This window comes from Streptomyces gardneri (assembly GCF_006539185.1).
Classification (GTDB): Bacteria; Actinomycetota; Actinomycetes; order Streptomycetales; family Streptomycetaceae; genus Streptomyces; species Streptomyces gardneri.
Genome location: NZ_BJMN01000005.1, coordinates 396,838 through 416,675, shown reverse-complemented (window position 1 = coordinate 416,675; position 19,838 = coordinate 396,838). Strand labels below are relative to the sequence as shown.

The window sequence follows — 19,838 nt, the reverse complement described above, 5'->3', positions numbered from 1 at the left end:
GGATTCAGTGACCCGACCGCCGGCGGGAGATCGTGCCCGCATTCCTCCAAGAGGGAGACAACCCCGCTGACTGGGCCATGTACGTCCAGGCCCAACGACGTCTTCACGCCCACACGACGATCGCCACCACCTGGCCAGCCATCGCTCACCTCGCCGGATTGATGGAGGAGTACATCCTGTAATCAGCACGGATCTCATGACGGCGCTCACGACAGCTTCCGAGCGCCTGAGTGAGCGAGGCCACCGCAAGCCGCATATCTCCGGTCACGATCGTCGCCGCGGCTTCGCACCCTCCACTGACAGTCCGCACATCCAACCGCCACGACGACCAACCCAGCGAACCTATGCGGAGGGGGCAGCGGCTGCAGCAGATCGTGCGCCGGGGCCGCAGCCTGACCAACCGCGAACTTACACAGCCACAGCGCATCCTCGGTCCGCTCGTGGCTAAGCGCGGACGACCGAAGCGTTTTGAAGATGATCTCGGCTGGGCAGACCGGGAGCCCCGAACGGGGCCGGTTCAGGAGAAGGACGGCGCCAGAGGAGAATGACTCAGGAGGCGGACGGCTCGATCTCCCCCGCGAAGACGATGACCTGGTCGATGAGGCTCCGCCGCAGATGGACGACGTCCGTTCCCGCCAGGCGGGGGCCTCCACCCGGCGTCGTGAAGACCCACTGGTACCGGGCCCACTCGTCCGGCATGTCCACCGCCGAACAGCGCACCATCGTGCCGGTCCCCGCGGGGTGGCGCCGGATGTCCAGCACGAACCGCTCGACCGCCTCGATCCCCTCACTGCGGCCCAACGGTCCCCAGAAGACCACGTCCGAGGTGAGGGCCTGGGAGAGCAGCGCAGTCACATAGCTGTCGTCCGAGGCGTTGAACGCGGAAATGAACGTGTCGATCGCGGACCGCGCGGTCTCTTCCTGCTCTTCCTGCATGCACCAGTAATACCAGTCGCCCCGCGGACCGCGCTCGCCCCGTGAGCCGTCTCCCGACCACGGTGAACCATCCCGGTCACAGCACTAGCTCGGCCAACCACAGCCGCGCTCCTGGCCGCGTTCCTCAACGTCGAGCGACGCGCCATGGTCGTGCAAGAGAGCGAGGGCTGGTCCGCGGACGACCACGGGAGGCACACCCTTGTCGCCGCACGGGCCCTACTCGAAGGGTTCGCGAAGAACGGTGACATCGGACCGTTGCTTGAGCACCTTGACGCTCTTCGCGCAGGTGCGCAGCTGATGTCGAATTTTCTCCACGGTCTTGCCGCGGCAGGTGCAGAGAACGACCGCTTGGCCGAAGCTGCCCGAGACATCTGGCCGTCGTTGCTGCGCCATGCCATTGGCTACCTGAGTGATGACCCGAGCCCCTACCGCGACCACCACTGGGGGGACTGGGCTGCCGCTGCCCTGATGCCGGACCCTCTTCCATGGACGCAGGGCCTGTAAGCGTGTCCTGGATCTCCGATCTGTGCATTCAAGATGGACGTGTCACGGTCAAGCAGTCGTGGCTTTCGAACAACTGGCTCAAGGACGTTCGCAGAACGGCTGAGGAACTCGACGAGTTGGACGGGTGGCAGATGCTCGTCGACTCCCTGGTCGTCGCCGGCAACGAGGGACTGGCGCCGTACAGCAGGTGATGTCTCAGACTCCCTGCCCGTCCTCTTGAGACTTCCGGGTCTGGTCTCGGGGTAGCCGATCGACAGCAGGTCGAACCGCTTGCCCTCGAGGTGAAGGCCGAGGACACCCCGGAGGTGGGCAAGCACCAGACCTCCGGTTGAGGCCGGGCGTACAGCGCCCTCAGAACGAGATCGTCCGGATCTGACCGGCGGCGCACTACTGCGCGCTCGCAACGGTGCGTCGATAATTGCGCCGTGATGCGCATTTGCAAAGCTCGTCCGCAGCACTCGAAGCTGACATCTCATCAGGAAAGTCAGCATTCAGTCGGCATCAGTACCGCGCAGAACCGCCCCTCAGCACCATGAACCGCCAAGATCAACAAATCGGAACACCTGCTCTGACCTGCTAAGACCCTGCTCAGTAGCTTGCCTGCTAGTCTCACCAGGAGGTACCCGTGAGGATGCTGATCAACGTTCCGGAGACCGTCGTCGCCGACGCGCTGCGCGGGATGGCCGCCGCTCACCCGGAGCTGACCGTGGACGTGGAGCGGGGGATCGTCGCGCGGCGGGACGCTCCCGTGGCCGGGAAGGTCGCGCTCGTGTCCGGGGGCGGGTCCGGGCATGAGCCGTTGCACGGCGGGTTCGTGGGGCCGGGGATGCTGTCGGCTGCGTGCCCCGGGGCCATTTTCACGTCGCCCGTTCCCGATCAGATGGTGCGGGCCGCGGCCGCCGTGGACAGCGGTGCCGGGGTGCTGTTCGTCGTCAAGAACTACACCGGCGACGTGCTCAACTTCGAGATGGCGGCGGAGCTCGCCGAGGACGAGGGCATCCAGGTCGCGAAGGTCCTCGTCGACGACGACGTCGCGGTGACCGACAGTCTGTACACGGCGGGGCGACGCGGGACCGGCGGCACCCTGTTCGTGGAGAAGATCGCGGGGGCCGCCGCCGAGGCGGGCGCCCCGCTGCAGCGGGTGGAGGCGATCGCCCGTCGGGTGAACTCGCGCTGCCGGTCCTTCGGGGTCGCACTGAGCGCGTGCACCACCCCCGCCAAGGGCAGTCCGACCTTTGAACTCCCCGCGGGAGAACTGGAGTTGGGTGTCGGGATCCACGGCGAACCGGGGCGCGAGCGGCGCGGCATGATGACCTCTCGCGAGATCGCGGACTACGCCGTCGACGCGGTGGTCGAGGACCTGCGCCCGTCCGGGCCGGTGCTCGCGCTGATCAACGGGATGGGCGGGACCCCGCTGCTCGAACTGTACGGCTTCAACGCGGAGGTGCAGCGGGTGCTGACCGAGCGCGGGATCCCGGTGGCCCGGACGCTCGTCGGGAACTACGTCACCTCACTCGACATGGCCGGCTGCTCGGTCACCCTGTGCGAGGTGGACGAGGAGCTGTTGCGCCTCTGGGACGCGCCGGTGCGGACACCCGCACTGCGCTGGGGACGGTGACGCGGCACATGAGAGAGGGAGAGGGCATGGGCGAGGCGTTTGATGCGGGGTTCTTCGTGCGGTGGCTTGAGGCTGCGGCCCTGGCCGTGGACCGGGAGGCCGGGCTGCTCACCGAGCTCGACTCGGCGATCGGCGACGCCGACCACGGCGCCAATCTGCAGCGCGGGTTCGCCGCCGTGGCGGAGCTGCTCGCGAAGGAACCGCCCGCGACGCCCGGCGCGGTCCTCGTCGCCGCCGGGCGGCAGCTGATCTCCACGGTGGGCGGGGCATCCGGACCCTTGTACGGGACGCTGCTGCGCCGCACGGGGAAGGCGCTGGGCGAGGACGAGCACGTCGGTCGGGAGCGGCTGGCGGAGGCGTTCGCGGTCGGCGTGGCCGCCGTGTCCCAGTTGGGCGGCGCCCAGGTGGGCGACAAGACGATGCTGGACGCGCTCGTCCCGGCCGTCGAGGCGCTGCGGGTCTCCTTCGGGGCCGCGCGCACGGCTGCCGAGGAGGGCGCCCTGGCGACCGTACCCCTCCAGGCGCGCAAGGGCAGGGCCAGCTACCTCGGCGAGCGGTCGATCGGTCACCAGGACCCGGGCGCGACGTCGTCCGCGCTGCTGTTCGCGGAGCTCGCCGGGACGGCCCGCGCGGAGGGTCCCGCGTGAGCGCGGCCGCGCCGGTCGGCATCGTGCTGGTCTCGCACAGCGCGGACGTCGCGGCCTCGGTCGCGGCGCTGGCCCTGGGCCTCGCGGGCGGTGGCGGGACGGCGCCGATCCACCCTGCGGGCGGGCTTCCCGACGGTGGTCTCGGGACGAGCGCCGAGCTGATCTGCTCGGCGGCGAAGGCTGTCGACGGCGGCGCCGGGGTGGCGATCCTGGTCGACCTGGGCAGTGCGGTGCTGACCGTGAAGGCGCTGCTCGCCGAGGGCGACGAGCTGCCGGAGGGCGCTCGGCTGGTCGACGCGCCCTTCGTCGAGGGCGCGGTCGCGGCGCTGGTGACGGCGAGCGCGGGCGGGGATCTCGACGCGGTGGCCGCTGCGGCCTCGGAGGCGTACGCCTATCGCAAGGAGTGAAGAAGTGGGGGTGTGAGCGGCTCGGCTTGATAGGCAAGTGAATGGTTGCCTATCCTGGGGTGGTGGCCGACGACCTCTTCAAAGCATTGGCCGACCCCACCCGTCGCACGATCCTCGACGAGCTCGCGGAGAAGTCCGGACAGACACTGTTCGAGATCTGTTCGCGGCTGAGCATGAAGCACCAGCTCGGCATCTCGCGCCAGGGGGTCTCCCAGCACCTCGCGGTGCTGGAGGCCGCCGGGCTCGTCGAGACCCGGCGGGAGGGCCGCTACAAGTTCCACGACCTGAACACGGCCCCGCTGCGGCACATCGCCGAGCGGTGGCCCGTGCGCGACACACCCGGACCGGAGAAGAGCACCCCATGAAGATCCATCTGACCAGCGTCTTCGTCGACGATCAGGCCAAGGCCGAGCGTTTCTACACCGAGATCCTCGGCTTCGTGAAGAAGCACGACGTCCCGCTGGGCGAGACGGACCGGTGGCTGACCGTGGTCTCGCGCGACGAGCCCGGCGGCGTCGAGCTCCTCCTGGAGCCCGCCGGCCATCCGGCGGTCAAGCCCTACCGTGACGCGCTCGTCCAGGACGGCATCCCGCTGGCCCAGTTCGCGGTCGACGACGTGCAGGCGGAGTACGACCGGCTGCGCGGTCTCGGCGTCCTTTTCACCCAGGAACCGCTGGAGATGGGACCCGTCACCACCGCCGTCTTCGACGACACCTGCGGCAACCTGATCCAGATCGCCACCGTGCCGAAGTAGAGAAGCAGGGAAGCAGGGAAGCTGAGAAGCTGAGAAGAGAAAGCAGGCCGAGCGAGCGGGCCGGGGACGGACGGCCCGCGCTCCCGGCCGTCAGCCGAGGACGGCGTCGACCTCGACCTCGACGAGCCACTCGGGGTCGATGAAGCGTGAGACCTCCACGAAGGTCGTGACCGGCCGGACCTCCGCGAACCGCTCGCCGTGAGCTCGCGCGGCCTCCTTCCAGCTCGTCACGTCGGTGAGCATGATCCGCGTACGGACCACGTCCTCCAGCGACGCCCCCGCGGCCTTCAGCGCCGCCTCGGCGATGTCCAGACACCTGACGGTCTGCCCGTACACGTCGCCTCGCGCCACGTTGGTCCCGTCGTCGCCGATCGGGGCCGTCCCGGCGACCGCCACGTGCGCCCCCTTTCGAACGGCCCGGGAAAACCCGATCTCCGGTTCGAGTGGTGAGCCGGAAGTGACCGTCTGTCGGACATTCTCCATCGCCGCGTGCTCCTTCGCGTTGTGATGTACCTGGTCAACGCACTACTGTCGCAGGGCCTTGGTGTACGGGAAACCGGTGCAGTACCGGTGCGGCCCTCGCCACTGTGATCGGGAGTTCCGGCTCCACACCCGCGGGAGACCACCCGCGGGCAAGCCACTGGACCGTCGTGGGAGACCGCTGCGGTGTGGGAAGGCGGAGTCGGGGCGTATGACCGTCAGCCAGGAGACCGGCCAGGGTGCGTTGTCCATCCACGAGGTGCTGGAGAGGGTCTCCCAACCATGCATATAGCCGAGGGGTATCTGCCCCCCGTTCACGCCGCCGCCTGGGGCGTCGCGGCCGCTCCGTTTGTCGTACACGGGGTTCGCGCGCTCACCCGCGAGGTGCGGTCCAACCCCGAGTCCACACTGCTGCTCGGCGCCTCCGGCGCCTTCACGTTCGTCCTGTCCGCGCTCAAGCTCCCGTCGGTGACGGGCAGTTGCTCGCATCCGACGGGTACGGGTCTGGGCGCGATCCTCTTCCGGCCGCCCATCATGGCGGTCCTCGGGACGATCACCCTGCTCTTCCAGGCCCTGCTGCTCGCCCACGGCGGGCTCACCACGCTCGGCGCGAACGCCTTCTCCATGGCGATCGTCGGACCCTGGGCGGGGTACGGGACCTATCTGCTGGTGCGCCGGTTCGGCGCGCCGCTGATGGTCGCCGTCTTCTTCGGCGCGTTCGTCGCCGACCTGTCCACGTACTGCGTCACGAGCGTGCAGCTCGCGCTGGCCTTCCCCGACCAGGGCAGCGGCGTCATGGGCGCCCTGGCCAAGTTCGGTTCCATCTTCGCCGTGACCCAGATCCCGCTGGCGGTCAGCGAGGGCCTGCTCACCGTGCTCGTGATGCGGCTGCTCACGCAGTCCAGCAAGGGCGAGCTGACCCGACTGGGCGTCCTGACCGGGGCGGCGACGAAGCGACGCGAGGAGGCGGGCGCGCGATGAGCGTCAAGATCAGCCGTAACACGAAGATCAACGCCCTGCTGCTGCTCATCGTCGCCGCGCTCGCGGTGCTGCCGCTCGCGCTGGGGCTCGGCGACCACAAGGAGGAGCCGTTCACCGGGGCGGACGCGGAGGCCGAGACCGCGATCACGGAGCTCCAGCCCGACTACGAGCCCTGGTTCAGCCCCCTGTACGAGCCGCCGTCCGGGGAGATCGAGTCGGCGCTGTTCGCCCTCCAGGCGGCGCTGGGCGCCGGCGTCCTCGCGTACTACTTCGGTGTGCGGCGCGGGCGTCGGCAGGGTGAGGCCCGGGCCCTCGCGAAGACGGGGGACGCCGTGGACGCGGAAGGCGGCGCGGTGGACACCGCAGGCGCCGGCGCCTCCGTGCCCTCGGCCCGCGCACCCGGCAGCAAGGACGCGTAGCCGCCCATGCTGCCGATCGACGCGGCGGCGCACAGCAGTCGATGGCGCCGCCGCCATCCTGTCGAGAAGGCCCTGCTCGGCTTCGGTCTCACGCTGTGCGCGGTCTGTCTGCCGCCGTGGCCGGGCGCCGTGCTCGTCGCGGCGGCCACGCTCGTGGTCCTGCTCGGCCCGGCCGGAGTCGCGGGCCGTCAGCTGTGGCGGGCGTTCCGTGTGCCGCTCGGCTTCTGCGTCACGGGCGCGGTGCCGCTGCTCTTCGAGGTGGGCGGGGCGCGGGGGTTCGTGGCTCTCGCGCCCGGCGGGCCCGTCCACGCGGGCGAGCTGCTGCTGCGGACCGCCGCCGCCTCGCTGGGGGTGCTGCTCTTCGCGTTCACGACACCTGTGTCCGACGTGCTCCCCCGGCTCGTCCGCGCGGGCGTGCCGGCTCCCGTGGTCGACGTGGCGCTCGTGATGTACCGGATCATCTTCCTGCTTCTCGACTCGCTGTCCAAGATCCGCCAGGCGCAGGCCGCCCGGCTCGGGCACACCACCCGGGCGGCGACCTGGCGTTCGCTCGCCGGGCTCGGCGCGACCTCGTTCGTGCGCGCCTTCGACCGGGCACAGCGCCTGCAGTCGGGGCTCGCCGGGCGCGGCTACGACGGGACCCTGCGGGTGCTGGTCCCCGCCGCCGCGGTCTCCCGCCGGTTCCTGGCGGCGGCCGTGGGGCTGCTCTGCGGGCTCGTCGCCCTCACTCTCGTACTCGAAAGGTTCCTGCCGTGACGTCTCCGACGACCTCCGCGACCCCTGTGGTGGAGCTGGTGAAGGCGGGCTTCGCCTACGAGGACGGTCCCGCCGTCCTGTCCGGCGTCGACTTCGCGGTGGCGGAGGGGCGGGCCATCGCGCTCCTCGGGCGCAACGGCAGCGGCAAGACGACGCTGCTGCGGCTGCTCAGCGGGGGGCTGCGGCGCGGGAGCGGGTCGCTGCTCCTGGACGGGGCGGAGGTGACGTACGACCGGAAGGGGCTGACCCGGCTGCGGACCACCGTGCAGCTCGTGGTGCAGGACCCGGACGACCAGCTGTTCGCGGCCTCGGTCGGTCAGGACGTGTCCTTCGGGCCGATGAACCTGGGGCTGCCGGAGGAGGAGGTTCGGCTCCGGGTGCGGGAGGCCCTGGAGGCGCTTGACATCGTGGCCCTGGAGGACAGGCCGACGCATCTGCTGTCGTACGGGCAGCGGAAGCGGGCGGCGATCGCCGGGGCCGTGGCGATGCGGCCGCGGGTGCTGATCATGGACGAGCCGACGGCCGGGCTCGATCCGCACGGGCAGGAGCGGCTCCTCGACGCCCTCGCGCGGCTCCGCGCCTCCGGGACGACGGTGGTGATGGCGACGCACGACGTGGATCTCGCGCTGCGCTGGGCGGACGAGGCCGCGGTGCTCTCCCCCGCCGGGCTGCGGACGGGTCCGGTCGCCGAGCTCCTCGGGGACGACGCCCTGCTGGACGCGGCGCGGCTGCGGCGGCCCTGGGGCACGTCCGTGTCCCGGCTGCTGCGCGCCCACGGGCTGCTCGCCCCGGACGCGCCCGAGCCCCGTACGCCGGAGGAGCTGGACGCCTGGGTGGCCGCCGCGCCGCTTGCTACTGAGTAGTAGAAATCACGTGCCGAATCTTCTGCAACTAGTTGCAGAAGGGGGAGGGGTCCCTTAGAACTGAGGTCGACTGATCCTGCGCGAGGAGGCGCCCTCATGACCGCGACCCCGACCCCCACCACCCCGTACCCGCATCTGCTGAGCCCGCTCGACCTCGGGTTCACGACCCTGCCCAACCGGGTGATCATGGGCTCGATGCACGTCGGCCTGGAGGAGACGGAGCACGGCTTCGAGCGCATGGCCGCCTTCTACGCGGAGCGTGCCCGCGGCGGCGTCGGCCTGATCGTCACCGGCGGCATCGCGCCCAACGAGGCCGGCCGGCCCTGGGACGGCGGGGCCAAGCTCACCACGCCGGAGGAGGTGGCCGAGCACCGGCTGATCACCGACGCCGTGCACGGCGCCGGCGGCCGGATCGCGATGCAGATCCTGCACTTCGGCCGGTACGCGTACCACCCCACCCTCGTCGCGCCCAGCGCGATCCAGGCCCCGATCAGCCCCTTCGTACCGAACGAGCTGACCGACGCCGAGGTCGAGCAGACCGTCGAGGACTACGCCCGCTGCGCCGAGCTCGCCAAGGAGGCGGGCTACGACGGCGTCGAGGTCATGGGCTCCGAGGGCTACCTCATCAACGAGTTCATCGCCGCGGCCACCAACCAGCGCACCGACCGGTGGGGCGGCTCGTACGAGAACCGCGTCCGCTTCCCGCTGGAGATCGTCCGCCGGATCCGCGAGCGGGTGGGCGCGGACTTCATCCTCGTCTACCGCCTCTCCATGCTGGACCTCGTCCCCGGCGGCTCGACCCTGGAGGAGGTCGTCCAGCTCGCCAAGGAGATCGAGGCGGCCGGCGCCACCATCATCAACACCGGCATCGGCTGGCACGAGGCGCGCATCCCCACCATCGCCACCTCCGTGCCGCGCGGCGCGTACACCTGGGTCACGAAGAAGCTGATGGGCGCGGTCTCCGTCCCGCTCGTCACCAGCAACCGCATCAACACCCCCGAGGTCGCCGAGGAGATCCTCGCCGACGGCCGGGCCGACCTCGTCTCGCTGGCCCGCCCCTTCCTCGCCGACCCCGCCTTCGTCGCGAAGGCCTCCGAGGGCCGCGCCGACACGATCAACACCTGCATCGGCTGCAACCAGGCCTGCCTCGACCACACCTTCAACCTGAAGATCACCTCCTGCCTGGTCAATCCGCGGGCCTGCCACGAGACCGAGCTCGTCCTCTCCCCCACCCGGCTCGCCAAGCGCGTCGCGGTGGTCGGCGCCGGCCCCGCCGGGCTCGCCTGCGCGGTGTCGGCGGCCGAGCGCGGCCACGCCGTCACCCTCTTCGACGCCGCCGCCGAGATCGGCGGCCAGCTCAACGTCGCCAAGCGCGTGCCGGGCAAGGAGGAGTTCGACGAGACCCTCCGCTACTTCCGCGTGCAGCTCGCCGAGCGCGGCGTCGAGGTCCGCCTGAACACCTACGTCTCCGCCGCCGACCTGGAGGAGTACGACGAGGTCGTCGTCGCGACCGGCGTCTCCCCCCGCACCCCCGACATCGCCGGCGTGGACCACCCGAGCGTCGTCAGCTACCTGGACGTGCTGCGGGACGGCGCGCCGGTCGGCGAGCGCGTCGCGATCATCGGCGCCGGCGGCATCGGCTTCGACGTCGCGGAGTTCCTCACGGACGGCGGGGAGGGCGCGAGCCAGGACCCCGAGACGTACTTCCGCCAGTGGGGCGTCGACACCTCGTACGAGAACCGGGGCGGACTGCGCGCCCCCGAGCGCACCGCGCCGCCGCGCCAGGTGCACCTGCTCCAGCGCAAGAGCTCCAAGGTCGGCGCGGGCCTCGGCAAGACGACGGGCTGGATCCACCGCACCGAGCTCAAGCACCGGGGCGTCGCCATGGTGGCGGGCGTGTCGTACGAGCGGATCGACGACGAGGGTCTGCACCTGACCATCGACGGGGAGCCTCAGCTCCTGCCGGTGGACACGGTCGTCCTCTGCTCCGGCCAGGACCCGCGGCGTGATCTGCACGAGGAGCTGGTCGCCGCCGGCCGCTCGGCGCACCTGATCGGTGGCGCTGACGTCGCCGCCGAGCTGGACGCCAAGCGGGCGATCGACCAGGGCACGCGGCTCGCCGCCGAGCTGTGATCCTGGCCCGATGAACCCTGTGGCCGGCCGAATCTAGGATGCGAGCATGTCCCTCCCGCACGCGATCCTCACCGCGTTGCTCGAAAAGCCGTCCTCCGGCCTCGAACTGACGCGCCGCTTCGACAAGTCGATCGGCTACTTCTGGTCGGCCACGCACCAGCAGATCTACCGCGAGCTGGGCAAGCTGGAGCAGGCGGGGCACATCCGCGCCCTGCCCGCTCCGGTGCCCGCGCGCGGGCAGAAGAAGGAGTACGAGGTGCTGCCCGCCGGCCGGGGAGAGCTGAGCGACTGGGTCGCCAGGTCCGAGGACCCGAAGCCGATGCGGTCCGCCCTGCTGCTGCGGATGCGGGCGGCCGCGATCGTCGGGGCGGAGGGGCTGCGGGCCGAGCTGGAGCGCCATCTCGCGCTGCACCGCGAGCAGTTGGACGAGTACCTCGCTATCGAGGAGCGCGACTTCCCGGCGGACCGGCGCCGCACCGAACCGGACCGGCTGCGCCATCTCGTTCTGCGCGGCGGGGTGGATCTGGAGCGGTTCTGGGTGGAGTGGCTGACGGGGGCGCTGGCGGAGCTGGGGCCGTCGGAGGCGTAGCGGCTCTGCTGCCTCTGTTCGGTCACGCGGGGTGTCCGGCGGCGAGATCGCGGACGTCGCCGTACCGCAGCGGTGCGGTCGGCGGCTCGCCGACGGACTCCGCCTGCTCGACGGGGGCCAGGACGAAGCCCTCGTGGTCGCCGCCCGGGAGGCGGGCCTCGACCCAGCCGGTGAACCAGACCCGTACGTCCGACAGGACCGGGCTTCCGCCGTGCCCGGGCCGCCACGCGACCCGGGCGAACTTGTCGACACGGTCTCCGGTCTCACCGCCGAACAGTTCGGCGAGAGCCCGCTGTTCGCGGCCGAGCACGTGCACCGTGAGGTGGTGTGCCTCGCGTGCCACTCCGTGCGTGTGGTTCACGGTCGACAGCCACACCACGAACCGTGGCGGACGGATGGAGCAGGGGGAGGCGAAGCCGACGAGGCAGCCTGCTCGCCGCCCGCCCGAGGCCGCGGTGACCACGTACATCGTGTCGTCCAGGGCGGTGGCGAAGTCGCCGAGGTCCGGCATCTCGCCTCCTCGGGCTCGGGGGGGGACGGGGAACGGAAGGCCGTCGCGTCGCGGGGCGCCCTACCAGTAGTGGGCTCGGCCGCCCACCTTGTGGCCGACGGCTCCGAGGATCCAGAGGACGGCCCCGATGACAACGAGGACGATCCCGATGGTCCAGATGATGGAGATTCCGGTGAGGAATCCGATGAGGAGGAGAAGGAGGCCGACGAGGATCATGATGTGTCCCGGTCTCTCGTAGGGGGCCCGGCTCGCGGTGTGGCCACGGGCTCACGGCCGGCGGTGTCGCTGTGTCGCTTCACCGATGGACCGCGTCTGCCCGCGATCCCACGTTTGTATGGGTCACCAGAGGCAGGTTTCTTGGATTCGTTGTCCGGCAACGCCCTCGCTTCTGCCCAGGGGGCTGCCTCAGTCAGGGGGCTCTTCGACCGTCGGACGCTCGGTCGGGGACGGCTCGGGGTCCGGATGGGTCGCGCCCGGCGGCTTCCGGGGGTTTCCCGGCTCATGATCGTGGCTAGTCGCCCGGTATGGCACGAATCGGGTACACGATGATGACCGAGCAGGCAGGTCCGCGTGGACTGCTGCCCGTCCTGCGGAACCTCTGAGGAGGCCACGGTCATGAACCGCGCCGCACTGTTCGATGTCGACGGCACTCTCACCGACACCAACCACCTCCATGTCGTCTCCTGGTGGGAAGCGCTGCGCCAGTCCGGGCACCGGGTCCCGGCGCACGCCGTCCACGGGGCCATCGGCCTGCCCGGAGCCGACCTCCTCGACCATCTCCTGGGCGAGGACCGGGACCGCGAGGGCGACGACCGGATGAGCGCCGCCCACGACACCCTCTACGCCACGTACTTCGACCGGCTGGCCCCGCTGGACTCCGCCGCGGAACTCCTGCGCGCGCTGTCGCAGGACGGGTGGAAGGTCGTCCTCGTCACCTCCGCGAAGGACCGCGAGCTCACGGCGCTGCGCCGGGCCGTCGACGCCGATGACGCCATCACCGACACCGCGACCTCGGACGACGTGGAGCGGGGGAAGCCCGCGCCCGATCCCGTACGGCACGCCCTCGACCTGGTCGAGGTGCGGCCCCGGTCCGCCGTGTTCGTCGGCGACTCCGTCTGGGACATGAAGGCGGCCTCCTCGGCCGGTGTGACCGCCGTCGGCCTGCTGTGCGGCGGTACGCCCCGCGTGGACCTGGAGGAGGCGGGCGCGGCCGCCGTCTACCGCGACCCGGCCGAGCTCCTGGCCCGCCTCGGCGACAGCCCGCTCTCCCGGCTGCCGGCCGCGTGACGAATGACCCGTGTGTCACGGGGTACGCGCGGGGCGATCCCGCATTAGTCCCACGACGACGAGCAGGAGGAAGCACCATGAGCATGGTGAAGCAGACCATCGACGTCGATGTTCCGCTGCGGAACGCGTACAACCAGTGGACGCAGTTCGAGGAGTTCCCCCAATTCATGGAGGGCGTCGAGGACGTCACACAGGTCGACGACCGGCACTGTCACTGGCAGACCAAGGTCGCCGGCGTGCGCCGCGAGTTCGACACCGAGATCGTCGACCAGCTGCCCGACGAGCGCATCTCGTGGCGCACGGTCGGGGGTGACGTCCAGCAGAAGGGCGTCGTCACCTTCCAGAGCCTCGACGAGAGCCACACCCGGGTGAGCCTGGCGATGGACATGGAGCCGAGCGGCATGGCGGAGAAGGCCGCCGACGCGCTCGGCATCCTGGACCGGCGGGTCAAGGGCGACCTGAAGCGGTTCAAGGGCTTCATGGAGGACCACGAACACGAGACCGGGGCCTGGCGCGGCCGCATCCGTCCTTCGGACGCCGCCGCCGGCGCGCCGCCGACACCGACCGACGCGCCCGTACGGGAGGCTCCCGGACCGATGGGTACGCCCGGCCCCGGCGGCATGCCCTCGCGCGGGCAGGAGTCCTGGCCGCTGCCGCCCGGTGAGCCCGGGGACCCCGGGCTGCGCTGACCCCACGCCGACCGTCGGCGTGGGCCGCCCGCCCCGGCGGCCCGCGTCGACCGCGTGCGCCGGCCGTCCGCGCCGACGGCCACGGTGGGTGATTCCCATGACCTCCACTCCCGCGGGGCGACAACCGTCTCCGCTCGGACGGATACGCAGTGCGATCCGCCGGTTCCGGGCCGGGCACAGGTGGGGCCCCGTCAGTGATTTCGACCTGTGGCAGCGATCCCTGGGGTTCGCGGCACTCGGGTTCCTCACGCTCGTGCCGCTCTTGATCGTCGTGTCCGCGGCGGGGGCGGGGAGCGGGCAGGGCTTCGCGGAGTGGGTCGGCGACGCCCTCGGGGTGTCGGAGGCCGCCAGGGTGGAGATCGGGCACCTGTTCGCGCTGCCGGGCCAGGTGTGGCGGACCACGACGGCCTTCGGACTCGCTCTGCTCGCCGTGTTCGGCCTCTCGTTCGGCACGGTGGTGCAGAGCGGGTACGAGAAGGTCTGGGACCTTCCTCCGGCCCGCTGGCGGGCGCGTTGGCGGCACGTGCTGTGGCTCGCCGTCCTCATCGGGGCCCTCTACCTGTTCGCTGCCTCCTCCATCTGGCGTGGCATCCCGGTCCGCGGCTCTCTCACCCTGGTCGCCGGCATCCTGTTCTTCTGGTGGTCGCAGCGCCTGCTGCTCGGTGGCCGCGTGGCGTGGATCTCCCTGCTGCCCGGAGCGCTCCTCACGGTGCTCGGACTGTTCGGGCTGAGCATCTTCTCCCGGTTCGTCTTCTCGCCGCTGATCGCGTCCAGCGCGGTCACCTACGGCCCCTTCGGAGCGTTCCTCGTCATCCAGACCTGGCTCGTCGCCGTGGGCGTGGTCGTCTTCGGCGGCGCGTTGACCGGTCGCCTGGTCGCCGACGAACTGCCCCGCGCGAGAGAGACGCTGAGGCGGCGGCGGAGATGATCCGGCGGCTCAGGCCGTACCGCCTGCCGCTCGCCGCCAGGCCGCCTCCCGCAGCAGCCGCAGGCCGTTGAGGCCCACGAGGACGGTCGAGCCCTCGTGGCCGGCGACGCCCAGGGGCAGCGGCAGGTGGCCGACGAGGTCCCAGACGACCAGGGCGCCGATGCAGACGCCCGCGATCACCAGGTTCTGGACGACCAGACGGCGGGCGCGGCGCGAGAGGGCCACGACGGCCGGGATCGCGCCGAGTTCGTCGTGGACGACGACCACGTCGGCGGTCTCCAGGGCCAGGTCGGAGCCTGCCCGGCCCATGGCGACGCCCGCGTGGGCGGCCGCGAGGGCCGGGGCGTCGTTGACGCCGTCGCCGACGAGCAGGACCTTCGCGCCCGCCCGCTCCCACTCCCGTACCGCCTCCGCCTTCTCGTGCGGGAGGAGGCCGGCGCGGACGTCGTCGATGCCCGTCTCCGCGGCGATCCTCGCGGCGGCGCCGGCGTTGTCGCCGGTCAGCAGCGTGGGGGCGGTGCCGGTGAGCCGGCCGAGGGCGGCGACCGCGCCGGGGGCGGCCTCGCGGAGCCGGTCGGAGAACTCCAGTACGGCGGCCGGGGCTCCGTCGACGACGACCTCGACGGCGGTGTCGCCGTGGGTGCCGGACGCCCGGTGGACCCGTACCTCATGGCCGTCGACCACGGCTCGTACGCCCCGCCCCGGCTCGGCGGCGAAGTCGGTCGCCTCGGGCAGGCGCAGGCCTCGCGCACGGGCCTCGGCGACCACGGCGCGGGCCAGCGGGTGTTCGCTGGGGAGTTCGGCCGCGGCGGCGAGCGCGAGCGCGGTCTCCTCTCCCCGTACGGCCGTCACCCGGGGCGTGCCCTCGGTGAGGGTGCCCGTCTTGTCGAGCGCCACCCGGTCGACCGCTCCGAGCCGTTCCATGACGACGGCGGACTTCACGAGGACTCCGTGGCGCCCGGCGGTGGCGATGGCGGAGAGCAGCGGGGGCATGGTGGCGAGGACGACCGCGCAGGGCGAGGCGACGATCATGAAGGTCATCGCGCGCAGGAGGGCCTCGGTGAGGTCCGCGCCGAAGGCGACGGGCAGGCCGAAGAGCGCGAGGGTGGCGACGACGACGCCGACGGAGTAGCGCTGTTCGATCTTCTCGACGAAGAGCTGGGTGGGGGCCTTGGTGGCGCCGGCCTCCTCGACGAGGGCGACGATCCGGGCGACGACGAAGTCGCCCGGATCCTTGTCCACGCGGACGCGCAGCGCGCCGGTGCCGTTGAGGCTGCCCGCGAAGACCTCGTCGCCGGGCGCGGCGGGGGCCGGGAGGGGTTCGCCGGTGATGCTCGCCCGGTCCACGTCGCTCGTGCCGCCGAGGACGGTGCCGTCCGCGGGGAGGCGCTCCCCCGGCCGTACGAGCACGGTGTCGCCGGGGCGGAGCGCGGTGGCCTCGACGGTCTCCTCGCGCGCTCCCCCGCCCACGCCCGTGAGGCGTACGGCGGTGGCGGGCGCGAGGTCGAGGAGGCCGCGTACCGAGTCGGCCGTACGCCGGGTGGCCAGCGCCTCCAGGGCTCCGGAGACGGCGAAGATCACGATGAGGAGCCCGCCGTCGAGGTACTGGCCGATGGCGGCGGCGCCGAGCGCGGCGACCACCATCAGCAGGTCGACGTCGAGGGACCGCTCGCGCAGCGCCCGGAGGCCGGCCAGCGCCGGCTCCCAGCCTCCGGCGGCGTAGCAGACCGCATAGAGCGGCCCCCAGGCCCAGCCGGGAGCGCCGGCCAGGTCGAGGGGGAAGGCCACGAGGAAGGCGAGGGCGGCGAGCGCGGCCCAGCGCACCTCGGGGAGGGCGGTGGCGGGGGTGCGCCCGACGGCTCGGGCGGGGGCCGGCGCGGGGGCCGTGGCCTGGGGGGTGTCCAGCTCCGGGAGGGCCATGGACGAGCACCTCTTTCGAGGGTGGCGGGGTGGGGCGGGCGATCCGGGGTGGGGCGAATCGGAGGCATGCGAGGGCATGCGAGGGCATGCGGGGGCATGCGGGGCATCACCATACCCGAACACATGAAGAGGTCTTCACGTATTGACATACAAGCGCGGCTACGATGAGCGCATGGGACACGGAGTGAACGGCGAGACGACCCCCGCAACCCACCTGGACGCCGAGTCCGCGGCGACCATCGCCGCCACCCTCCAGGCCCTCGCCACCCCGTCACGGCTGATGATCCTGACCAAGCTCCGGCAGGGCCCCTGCGGAGTGACCGAACTCGCCGCCGCCGTCGACATGGAGCAGTCCGCCGTCTCCCACCAGCTCCGCCTGCTGCGCGCGCTCGGCCTGGTCAGCGGAGTCCGCCAGGGCCGCCGGATCGAGTACAGCCTGTACGACAACCACGTCGCCCAGCTCCTCGACGAAGCCGTCTACCACATCGAGCACCTGCGTCTCGGGGCACGCGACGCGACCCGCGCCTCCGTGGATACTGGGCAGTTGTAAATCCACGCAACGAAAGGGCGGGCATGGCCGACGACTTGGGGCGCCGCACGACACGTCACGCGGTGGTCATCGGGGGAAGTCTCGCTGGACTGCTGGCCGCACGGGTCCTCGCGGAGCACGCGGAGAAGGTGACGGTCGTCGAGCGCGACCGCTTCCCGGAGGGCCCGGAGGCCCGTCCGGGCGTGCCGCAGGGGCGGCACATCCACGTCCTGATCGCGGGCGGACAGCAGGCGTTCGACGAGCTGCTCCCGGGGTTCACCGACGAGCTGCGGGAGCTCGGCGCACCCAAGGTGGGCGTGCCCGAGGACATGGTCCAGTGGCAGAACGGCAAGTGGTTCGACCGGACGCCCCCGACCCTGCATTTCTACGCGGGTCCGCGCCCGCAGCTGGAATGGCTCGTACGGCAGCGGGTGTTCGCCGATCCCCGCGTGGAGCTGGTCGAGGGCCACGAGACGGTCGGCCTGATCGGTGACTCCTCGCGCGTCCGGGGCGTACGGCTCCGGGAGCGCGGCGCGGGCGCCGAGAAGGAGACCCGCGTCCTGGAGGCCGACCTGGTCGTGGACGCCTCCGGCCGGTCCACGAAGGCGCCGGACTGGCTCGCGGCGATCGGTGCCGAGGCCCCGCACGAGGACACCCTCGACACGGGTCTCGCGTACAGCACCCGGGTCTACCGGGCACCGGACGGCGCCCTGGGCAGCGACACCATGGGCTACTTCATCGTGCCCAACCCCGCCCAGCAGTACGGCGCCGTGGTGCTGCCCGTCGGTGACGGGCACCATCTCGTGACCCTGTCGGGGCTGCGCGACGACCGGCCGCCGACGGAGGAGGAGGCCTTCGAGGAGTACACGAAGCGGATGCCCCACCCGGTGATCAGCGAATGGCTGGCGACGGCCGAGCCGGTGTCGCCGGTCTACGGCTTCCGGAAGACCGCGAACATCCGCCGCCGGTACGACCGTCCGGGCCGCCGTCCGGCCGGCTTCCTCGCCACCGGCGACGCCCTCTGCGCCTTCAACCCGATCTACGGGCAGGGCATGGCGGTCGCCGCGATCAGCGCCCTCGCCCTGCGCCGTGCGCTCGCCGATCCGAAGCGGACGCCGACCACCCAGCGGGTGCAGCGCGCGCTCCTCGACGCCTCGAAGCCCGCCTGGGACATCTCGGCGGGCTCCGACAAGAAGATGCCCGGCGCCGTCGGGGACACGACGAAGCCGGGACCGCTGGACAAGGCGGTCGGCTGGTACATGGGCCGGGTGCAGCAGCGGGCGGCGGGCGACCCGGTCGTCGGGGCGGCCTTCCGGGAGGCTCTCCACCTCACCGCGCCGATGACCGGGCTGTTCGCCCCCGCGGTGGCGCGGGCGGTGCTCTTCGGGCCGGTGGCCGAGTCCCCGGCCGGACCGCCGCTGCGCCGCGACGCGTAGCGGTCGCGACACACAGAGGGTGGCGCGGCGGTCCCGGGTGCCGGCCTGTTCAGGCGCCCGGGGCCGCCGTCACCATGCCGGCCGCGATGGCCGCGCCGAGCGCCGCGTAGTCGTCGGCGTTCTGGCCGGCGTAGGCGAGCGAGAAGTCGGCGACGGCGCGGTCGAAGACGTCCGAGGTGCCCAGGTAGCCGGCGATGGCGATCCTGTCGCCGGAGCGCGCGTGCGCGCGGGCCAGGGCCCTGCCGCAGAGCCGCGCATAGGTCCTGAGGGTGTCCGGGGACATGGTCTCCACCTCGGCCGAGCCCTTCATGTCGCGCAACTGGCGCCAGTAGAAGTGGCGTTGCTCGGGCCCGGTCATCCAGCCGAGGAAGATGTCGCTGGCGGCCTGGGTGAGGCGCTGTCCGCAGACGACACGGCGGCCCTGGTGGTCGTAGGCCGTCGCCGGCAGATAGGGCTCCAGGACGGAGCGGCCGGCCTCCTTGATCTGGAGCATGAGCGGGTCGCCGTCGTCGCGGCCTTCGAGCAGGAGGACGAAGCAGCGGGTGCCGACGCTGCCGACGCCGACGACCTTCCGGGCCGCGTCGACGTAGCGGTACCTGTCGAGCAGGAGGCGCCGCTCCTCGGGGAGCGAGCTGCGGTAGTCGCTGAAGATCTTGCCGAGGGTGACGCGGTCGATGTCCGGGATCCGCTCCAGGAGCGGCGGGTCCTCGACGATGCGCCGCGCGCCGGACGCATCCGTCTCGGTGAGTTTGTTGAAGGCCTGGAGGCTGGTGCGGCGGCGGGCACGGGCGATCCGGTCGGCGACGCGGGCGCGCTCGTCGCCGCGGACCAGGGGAAGCAGGTCGTCGGCGGCTATCCGCTGGTACCAGACGTCGAGTTCGCCGAGCTTCGCCAGGCTCCTCATGGTCGTGCGGTACGACTCCGTGGCCACGAGCGCGGCCCGGTGGGCCTTGGCCTTCGTGCTGCCGTTCTGGAAGGCGGCGACGGCGACGCTGGCGGCGAGTCGTTTGACGTCCCACTCGAAGGGCCCGGGGAGGGTCTCGTCGAAGTCGTTCACATCGAAGAGGAGCGTCCGTTCGGGTGAGGCGTACACCCCGAAGTTGAGGAGATGGGCGTCGCCGCAGAGCTGGACCGTGAGTCCTGTGTGGCGCTGGGCGGCGAGGTCGGCCGCCATGACGGCGGCGGAGCCGCGGAGGAAGGCGAAGGCGGAGACCGCCATCCGGCCGTAGCGCAAGGGGACGAGTTCGGGCAGGCGGTCCTGGGCCTCGCGCTCCAGGACGACCAGCGGGTCGGGGCGCTGGGCGGAGGGGATCCAGCGGCCGTGGGAGGAGCGGGGGACGCGCTTGCGGGCCTCCCGGCCCCTGGCCGCGCGCTCCGACGGTGTCGTCATCCGGCCTCACCCGCCTCTTCCGTCGCCGCGGCACTGTGCCCGCCATCTGGACCCCATTACA

General features: G+C 71.8%; 24 protein-coding genes, 1 pseudogene and 1 riboswitch. Of the genes and pseudogenes, 18 read left to right on the top strand and 7 right to left on the bottom strand.

What is annotated here, in order from left to right; genetic code table 11:
- The first annotated feature begins 77 nt into the window (after nucleotides 1-77).
- Nucleotides 78-182: a hypothetical protein gene (locus SGA01_RS42765; RefSeq protein WP_371865987.1), complete on the top strand. Its 105-nt coding sequence runs from the start codon at nucleotides 78-80 to the stop codon at nucleotides 180-182.
- A 367-nt stretch (nucleotides 183-549) separates the two neighbouring features.
- Here the strand turns inward: SGA01_RS42765 and SGA01_RS04220 are convergent, their stop codons facing one another.
- Both SGA01_RS04220 and SGA01_RS40850 read right to left on the bottom strand, forming a co-directional pair.
- The gene (locus SGA01_RS04220) at nucleotides 550-936 is read right to left on the bottom strand and encodes a nuclear transport factor 2 family protein (protein ID WP_141293378.1); all 387 of its coding nucleotides are present in this window, start codon (nucleotides 934-936) and stop codon (nucleotides 550-552) included.
- Nucleotides 937-1,152: 216 nt separating this feature from the next.
- Nucleotides 1,153-1,329, bottom strand: a complete 177-nt coding sequence (locus SGA01_RS40850) for a hypothetical protein (protein WP_167534001.1) — start codon at nucleotides 1,327-1,329, stop codon at nucleotides 1,153-1,155.
- A gap of 113 nt (nucleotides 1,330-1,442) precedes the next feature.
- Here SGA01_RS40850 and SGA01_RS04215 point away from each other — a divergent pair, with 113 nt between their 5' ends.
- From SGA01_RS04215 to SGA01_RS04190, 6 genes are all read left to right on the top strand, one after another.
- On the top strand, nucleotides 1,443-1,631 hold the full coding sequence (locus SGA01_RS04215; RefSeq protein ID WP_141293376.1) for a hypothetical protein: 189 nt from the start codon (nucleotides 1,443-1,445) through the stop codon (nucleotides 1,629-1,631).
- A 434-nt stretch (nucleotides 1,632-2,065) separates the two neighbouring features.
- The gene (gene dhaK / locus SGA01_RS04210; protein WP_141293374.1) at nucleotides 2,066-3,058 is read left to right on the top strand and encodes a dihydroxyacetone kinase subunit DhaK; all 993 of its coding nucleotides are present in this window, start codon (nucleotides 2,066-2,068) and stop codon (nucleotides 3,056-3,058) included.
- Between the two features lie 8 nt (nucleotides 3,059-3,066).
- Nucleotides 3,067-3,705, top strand: a complete 639-nt coding sequence (gene dhaL / locus SGA01_RS04205; protein ID WP_141293372.1) for a dihydroxyacetone kinase subunit DhaL — start codon at nucleotides 3,067-3,069, stop codon at nucleotides 3,703-3,705.
- On the top strand, nucleotides 3,702-4,112 hold the full coding sequence (locus tag SGA01_RS04200; protein ID WP_141293370.1) for a PTS-dependent dihydroxyacetone kinase phosphotransferase subunit DhaM: 411 nt from the start codon (nucleotides 3,702-3,704) through the stop codon (nucleotides 4,110-4,112). Before dhaL ends, SGA01_RS04200 begins: the two co-directional genes overlap by 4 nt.
- Before the next feature lie 62 nt (nucleotides 4,113-4,174).
- Complete coding sequence (locus SGA01_RS04195; protein WP_174867201.1) at nucleotides 4,175-4,477, top strand: ArsR/SmtB family transcription factor; 303 nt, start codon at nucleotides 4,175-4,177, stop codon at nucleotides 4,475-4,477.
- Nucleotides 4,474-4,866 (top strand): VOC family protein, encoded by a 393-nt coding sequence (locus SGA01_RS04190; protein ID WP_141293366.1) that lies wholly within the window; start codon nucleotides 4,474-4,476, stop codon nucleotides 4,864-4,866. The genes SGA01_RS04195 and SGA01_RS04190 overlap by 4 nt, the downstream gene beginning before the upstream one ends.
- A gap of 90 nt (nucleotides 4,867-4,956) precedes the next feature.
- Here the strand turns inward: SGA01_RS04190 and SGA01_RS04185 are convergent, their stop codons facing one another.
- Nucleotides 4,957-5,349 carry a RidA family protein gene (locus SGA01_RS04185; RefSeq protein WP_141293364.1) on the bottom strand — a complete coding sequence of 131 codons (393 nt, stop codon included), beginning with the start codon at nucleotides 5,347-5,349 and terminating at the stop codon, nucleotides 4,957-4,959.
- Between the two features lie 14 nt (nucleotides 5,350-5,363).
- A riboswitch (cobalamin riboswitch) is annotated at nucleotides 5,364-5,599 on the top strand.
- Nucleotides 5,600-5,628: 29 nt separating this feature from the next.
- On the opposite strand from SGA01_RS04185, the gene SGA01_RS04180 reads away from it, so the two are divergent.
- The 6 genes from SGA01_RS04180 (at nucleotide 5,629) to SGA01_RS04155 (ending at nucleotide 11,087) form a co-directional block, all read left to right on the top strand.
- A complete protein-coding gene (locus SGA01_RS04180) occupies nucleotides 5,629-6,327 on the top strand; it encodes an energy-coupling factor ABC transporter permease (protein WP_055645042.1) in 699 nt (232 codons plus the stop codon).
- 8 nt (nucleotides 6,328-6,335) lie between these two features.
- A complete protein-coding gene (locus tag SGA01_RS04175; RefSeq protein ID WP_141293524.1) occupies nucleotides 6,336-6,746 on the top strand; it encodes an energy-coupling factor ABC transporter substrate-binding protein in 411 nt (136 codons plus the stop codon).
- A gap of 6 nt (nucleotides 6,747-6,752) precedes the next feature.
- On the top strand, nucleotides 6,753-7,502 hold the full coding sequence (gene cbiQ, locus SGA01_RS04170) for a cobalt ECF transporter T component CbiQ (protein WP_055645041.1): 750 nt from the start codon (nucleotides 6,753-6,755) through the stop codon (nucleotides 7,500-7,502).
- On the top strand, nucleotides 7,499-8,365 hold the full coding sequence (locus tag SGA01_RS04165; protein ID WP_141293362.1) for an ATP-binding cassette domain-containing protein: 867 nt from the start codon (nucleotides 7,499-7,501) through the stop codon (nucleotides 8,363-8,365). The genes cbiQ and SGA01_RS04165 overlap by 4 nt, the downstream gene beginning before the upstream one ends.
- Nucleotides 8,366-8,461: 96 nt before the next feature.
- Entirely contained in the window at nucleotides 8,462-10,498 is a 2,037-nt protein-coding gene (locus SGA01_RS04160; protein ID WP_141293360.1) for an NADPH-dependent 2,4-dienoyl-CoA reductase, read from the top strand.
- Between the two features lie 46 nt (nucleotides 10,499-10,544).
- A complete protein-coding gene (locus tag SGA01_RS04155; RefSeq protein WP_055645038.1) occupies nucleotides 10,545-11,087 on the top strand; it encodes a PadR family transcriptional regulator in 543 nt (180 codons plus the stop codon).
- 22 nt (nucleotides 11,088-11,109) lie between these two features.
- Here the strand turns inward: SGA01_RS04155 and SGA01_RS04150 are convergent, their stop codons facing one another.
- Both SGA01_RS04150 and SGA01_RS40845 read right to left on the bottom strand, forming a co-directional pair.
- Nucleotides 11,110-11,598 carry a flavin reductase family protein gene (locus tag SGA01_RS04150; RefSeq protein WP_141293358.1) on the bottom strand — a complete coding sequence of 163 codons (489 nt, stop codon included), beginning with the start codon at nucleotides 11,596-11,598 and terminating at the stop codon, nucleotides 11,110-11,112.
- A gap of 60 nt (nucleotides 11,599-11,658) precedes the next feature.
- Nucleotides 11,659-11,814: a DUF6131 family protein gene (locus tag SGA01_RS40845; RefSeq protein ID WP_167534000.1), complete on the bottom strand. Its 156-nt coding sequence runs from the start codon at nucleotides 11,812-11,814 to the stop codon at nucleotides 11,659-11,661.
- A 399-nt stretch (nucleotides 11,815-12,213) separates the two neighbouring features.
- Between SGA01_RS40845 and SGA01_RS04145 the strand changes: the two genes are divergently transcribed.
- The 3 genes and pseudogenes from SGA01_RS04145 (at nucleotide 12,214) to SGA01_RS04135 (ending at nucleotide 14,502) form a co-directional block, all read left to right on the top strand.
- Entirely contained in the window at nucleotides 12,214-12,885 is a 672-nt protein-coding gene (locus tag SGA01_RS04145; RefSeq protein ID WP_141293356.1) for an HAD family hydrolase, read from the top strand.
- Between the two features lie 77 nt (nucleotides 12,886-12,962).
- Nucleotides 12,963-13,421: pseudogene (locus tag SGA01_RS04140) on the top strand (SRPBCC family protein); the annotation flags it as partial.
- A gap of 250 nt (nucleotides 13,422-13,671) precedes the next feature.
- Complete coding sequence (locus tag SGA01_RS04135; protein ID WP_141293352.1) at nucleotides 13,672-14,502, top strand: YhjD/YihY/BrkB family envelope integrity protein; 831 nt, start codon at nucleotides 13,672-13,674, stop codon at nucleotides 14,500-14,502.
- 9 nt (nucleotides 14,503-14,511) lie between these two features.
- Here SGA01_RS04135 and SGA01_RS04130 read toward each other — a convergent pair whose 3' ends face one another.
- Complete coding sequence (locus SGA01_RS04130) at nucleotides 14,512-16,422, bottom strand: heavy metal translocating P-type ATPase (RefSeq protein ID WP_141293350.1); 1,911 nt, start codon at nucleotides 16,420-16,422, stop codon at nucleotides 14,512-14,514.
- Between the two features lie 172 nt (nucleotides 16,423-16,594).
- On the opposite strand from SGA01_RS04130, the gene SGA01_RS04125 reads away from it, so the two are divergent.
- On the top strand, nucleotides 16,595-16,972 hold the full coding sequence (locus tag SGA01_RS04125; RefSeq protein ID WP_141293349.1) for an ArsR/SmtB family transcription factor: 378 nt from the start codon (nucleotides 16,595-16,597) through the stop codon (nucleotides 16,970-16,972).
- 23 nt (nucleotides 16,973-16,995) lie between these two features.
- Nucleotides 16,996-18,387: an NAD(P)/FAD-dependent oxidoreductase gene (locus SGA01_RS04120; RefSeq protein WP_141293347.1), complete on the top strand. Its 1,392-nt coding sequence runs from the start codon at nucleotides 16,996-16,998 to the stop codon at nucleotides 18,385-18,387.
- Between the two features lie 49 nt (nucleotides 18,388-18,436).
- On the opposite strand, the gene SGA01_RS04115 is transcribed toward SGA01_RS04120, so the two are convergent.
- On the bottom strand, nucleotides 18,437-19,777 hold the full coding sequence (locus tag SGA01_RS04115) for a DUF2252 domain-containing protein (RefSeq protein ID WP_141293345.1): 1,341 nt from the start codon (nucleotides 19,775-19,777) through the stop codon (nucleotides 18,437-18,439).
- Nucleotides 19,778-19,838: the final 61 nt, after the last annotated feature.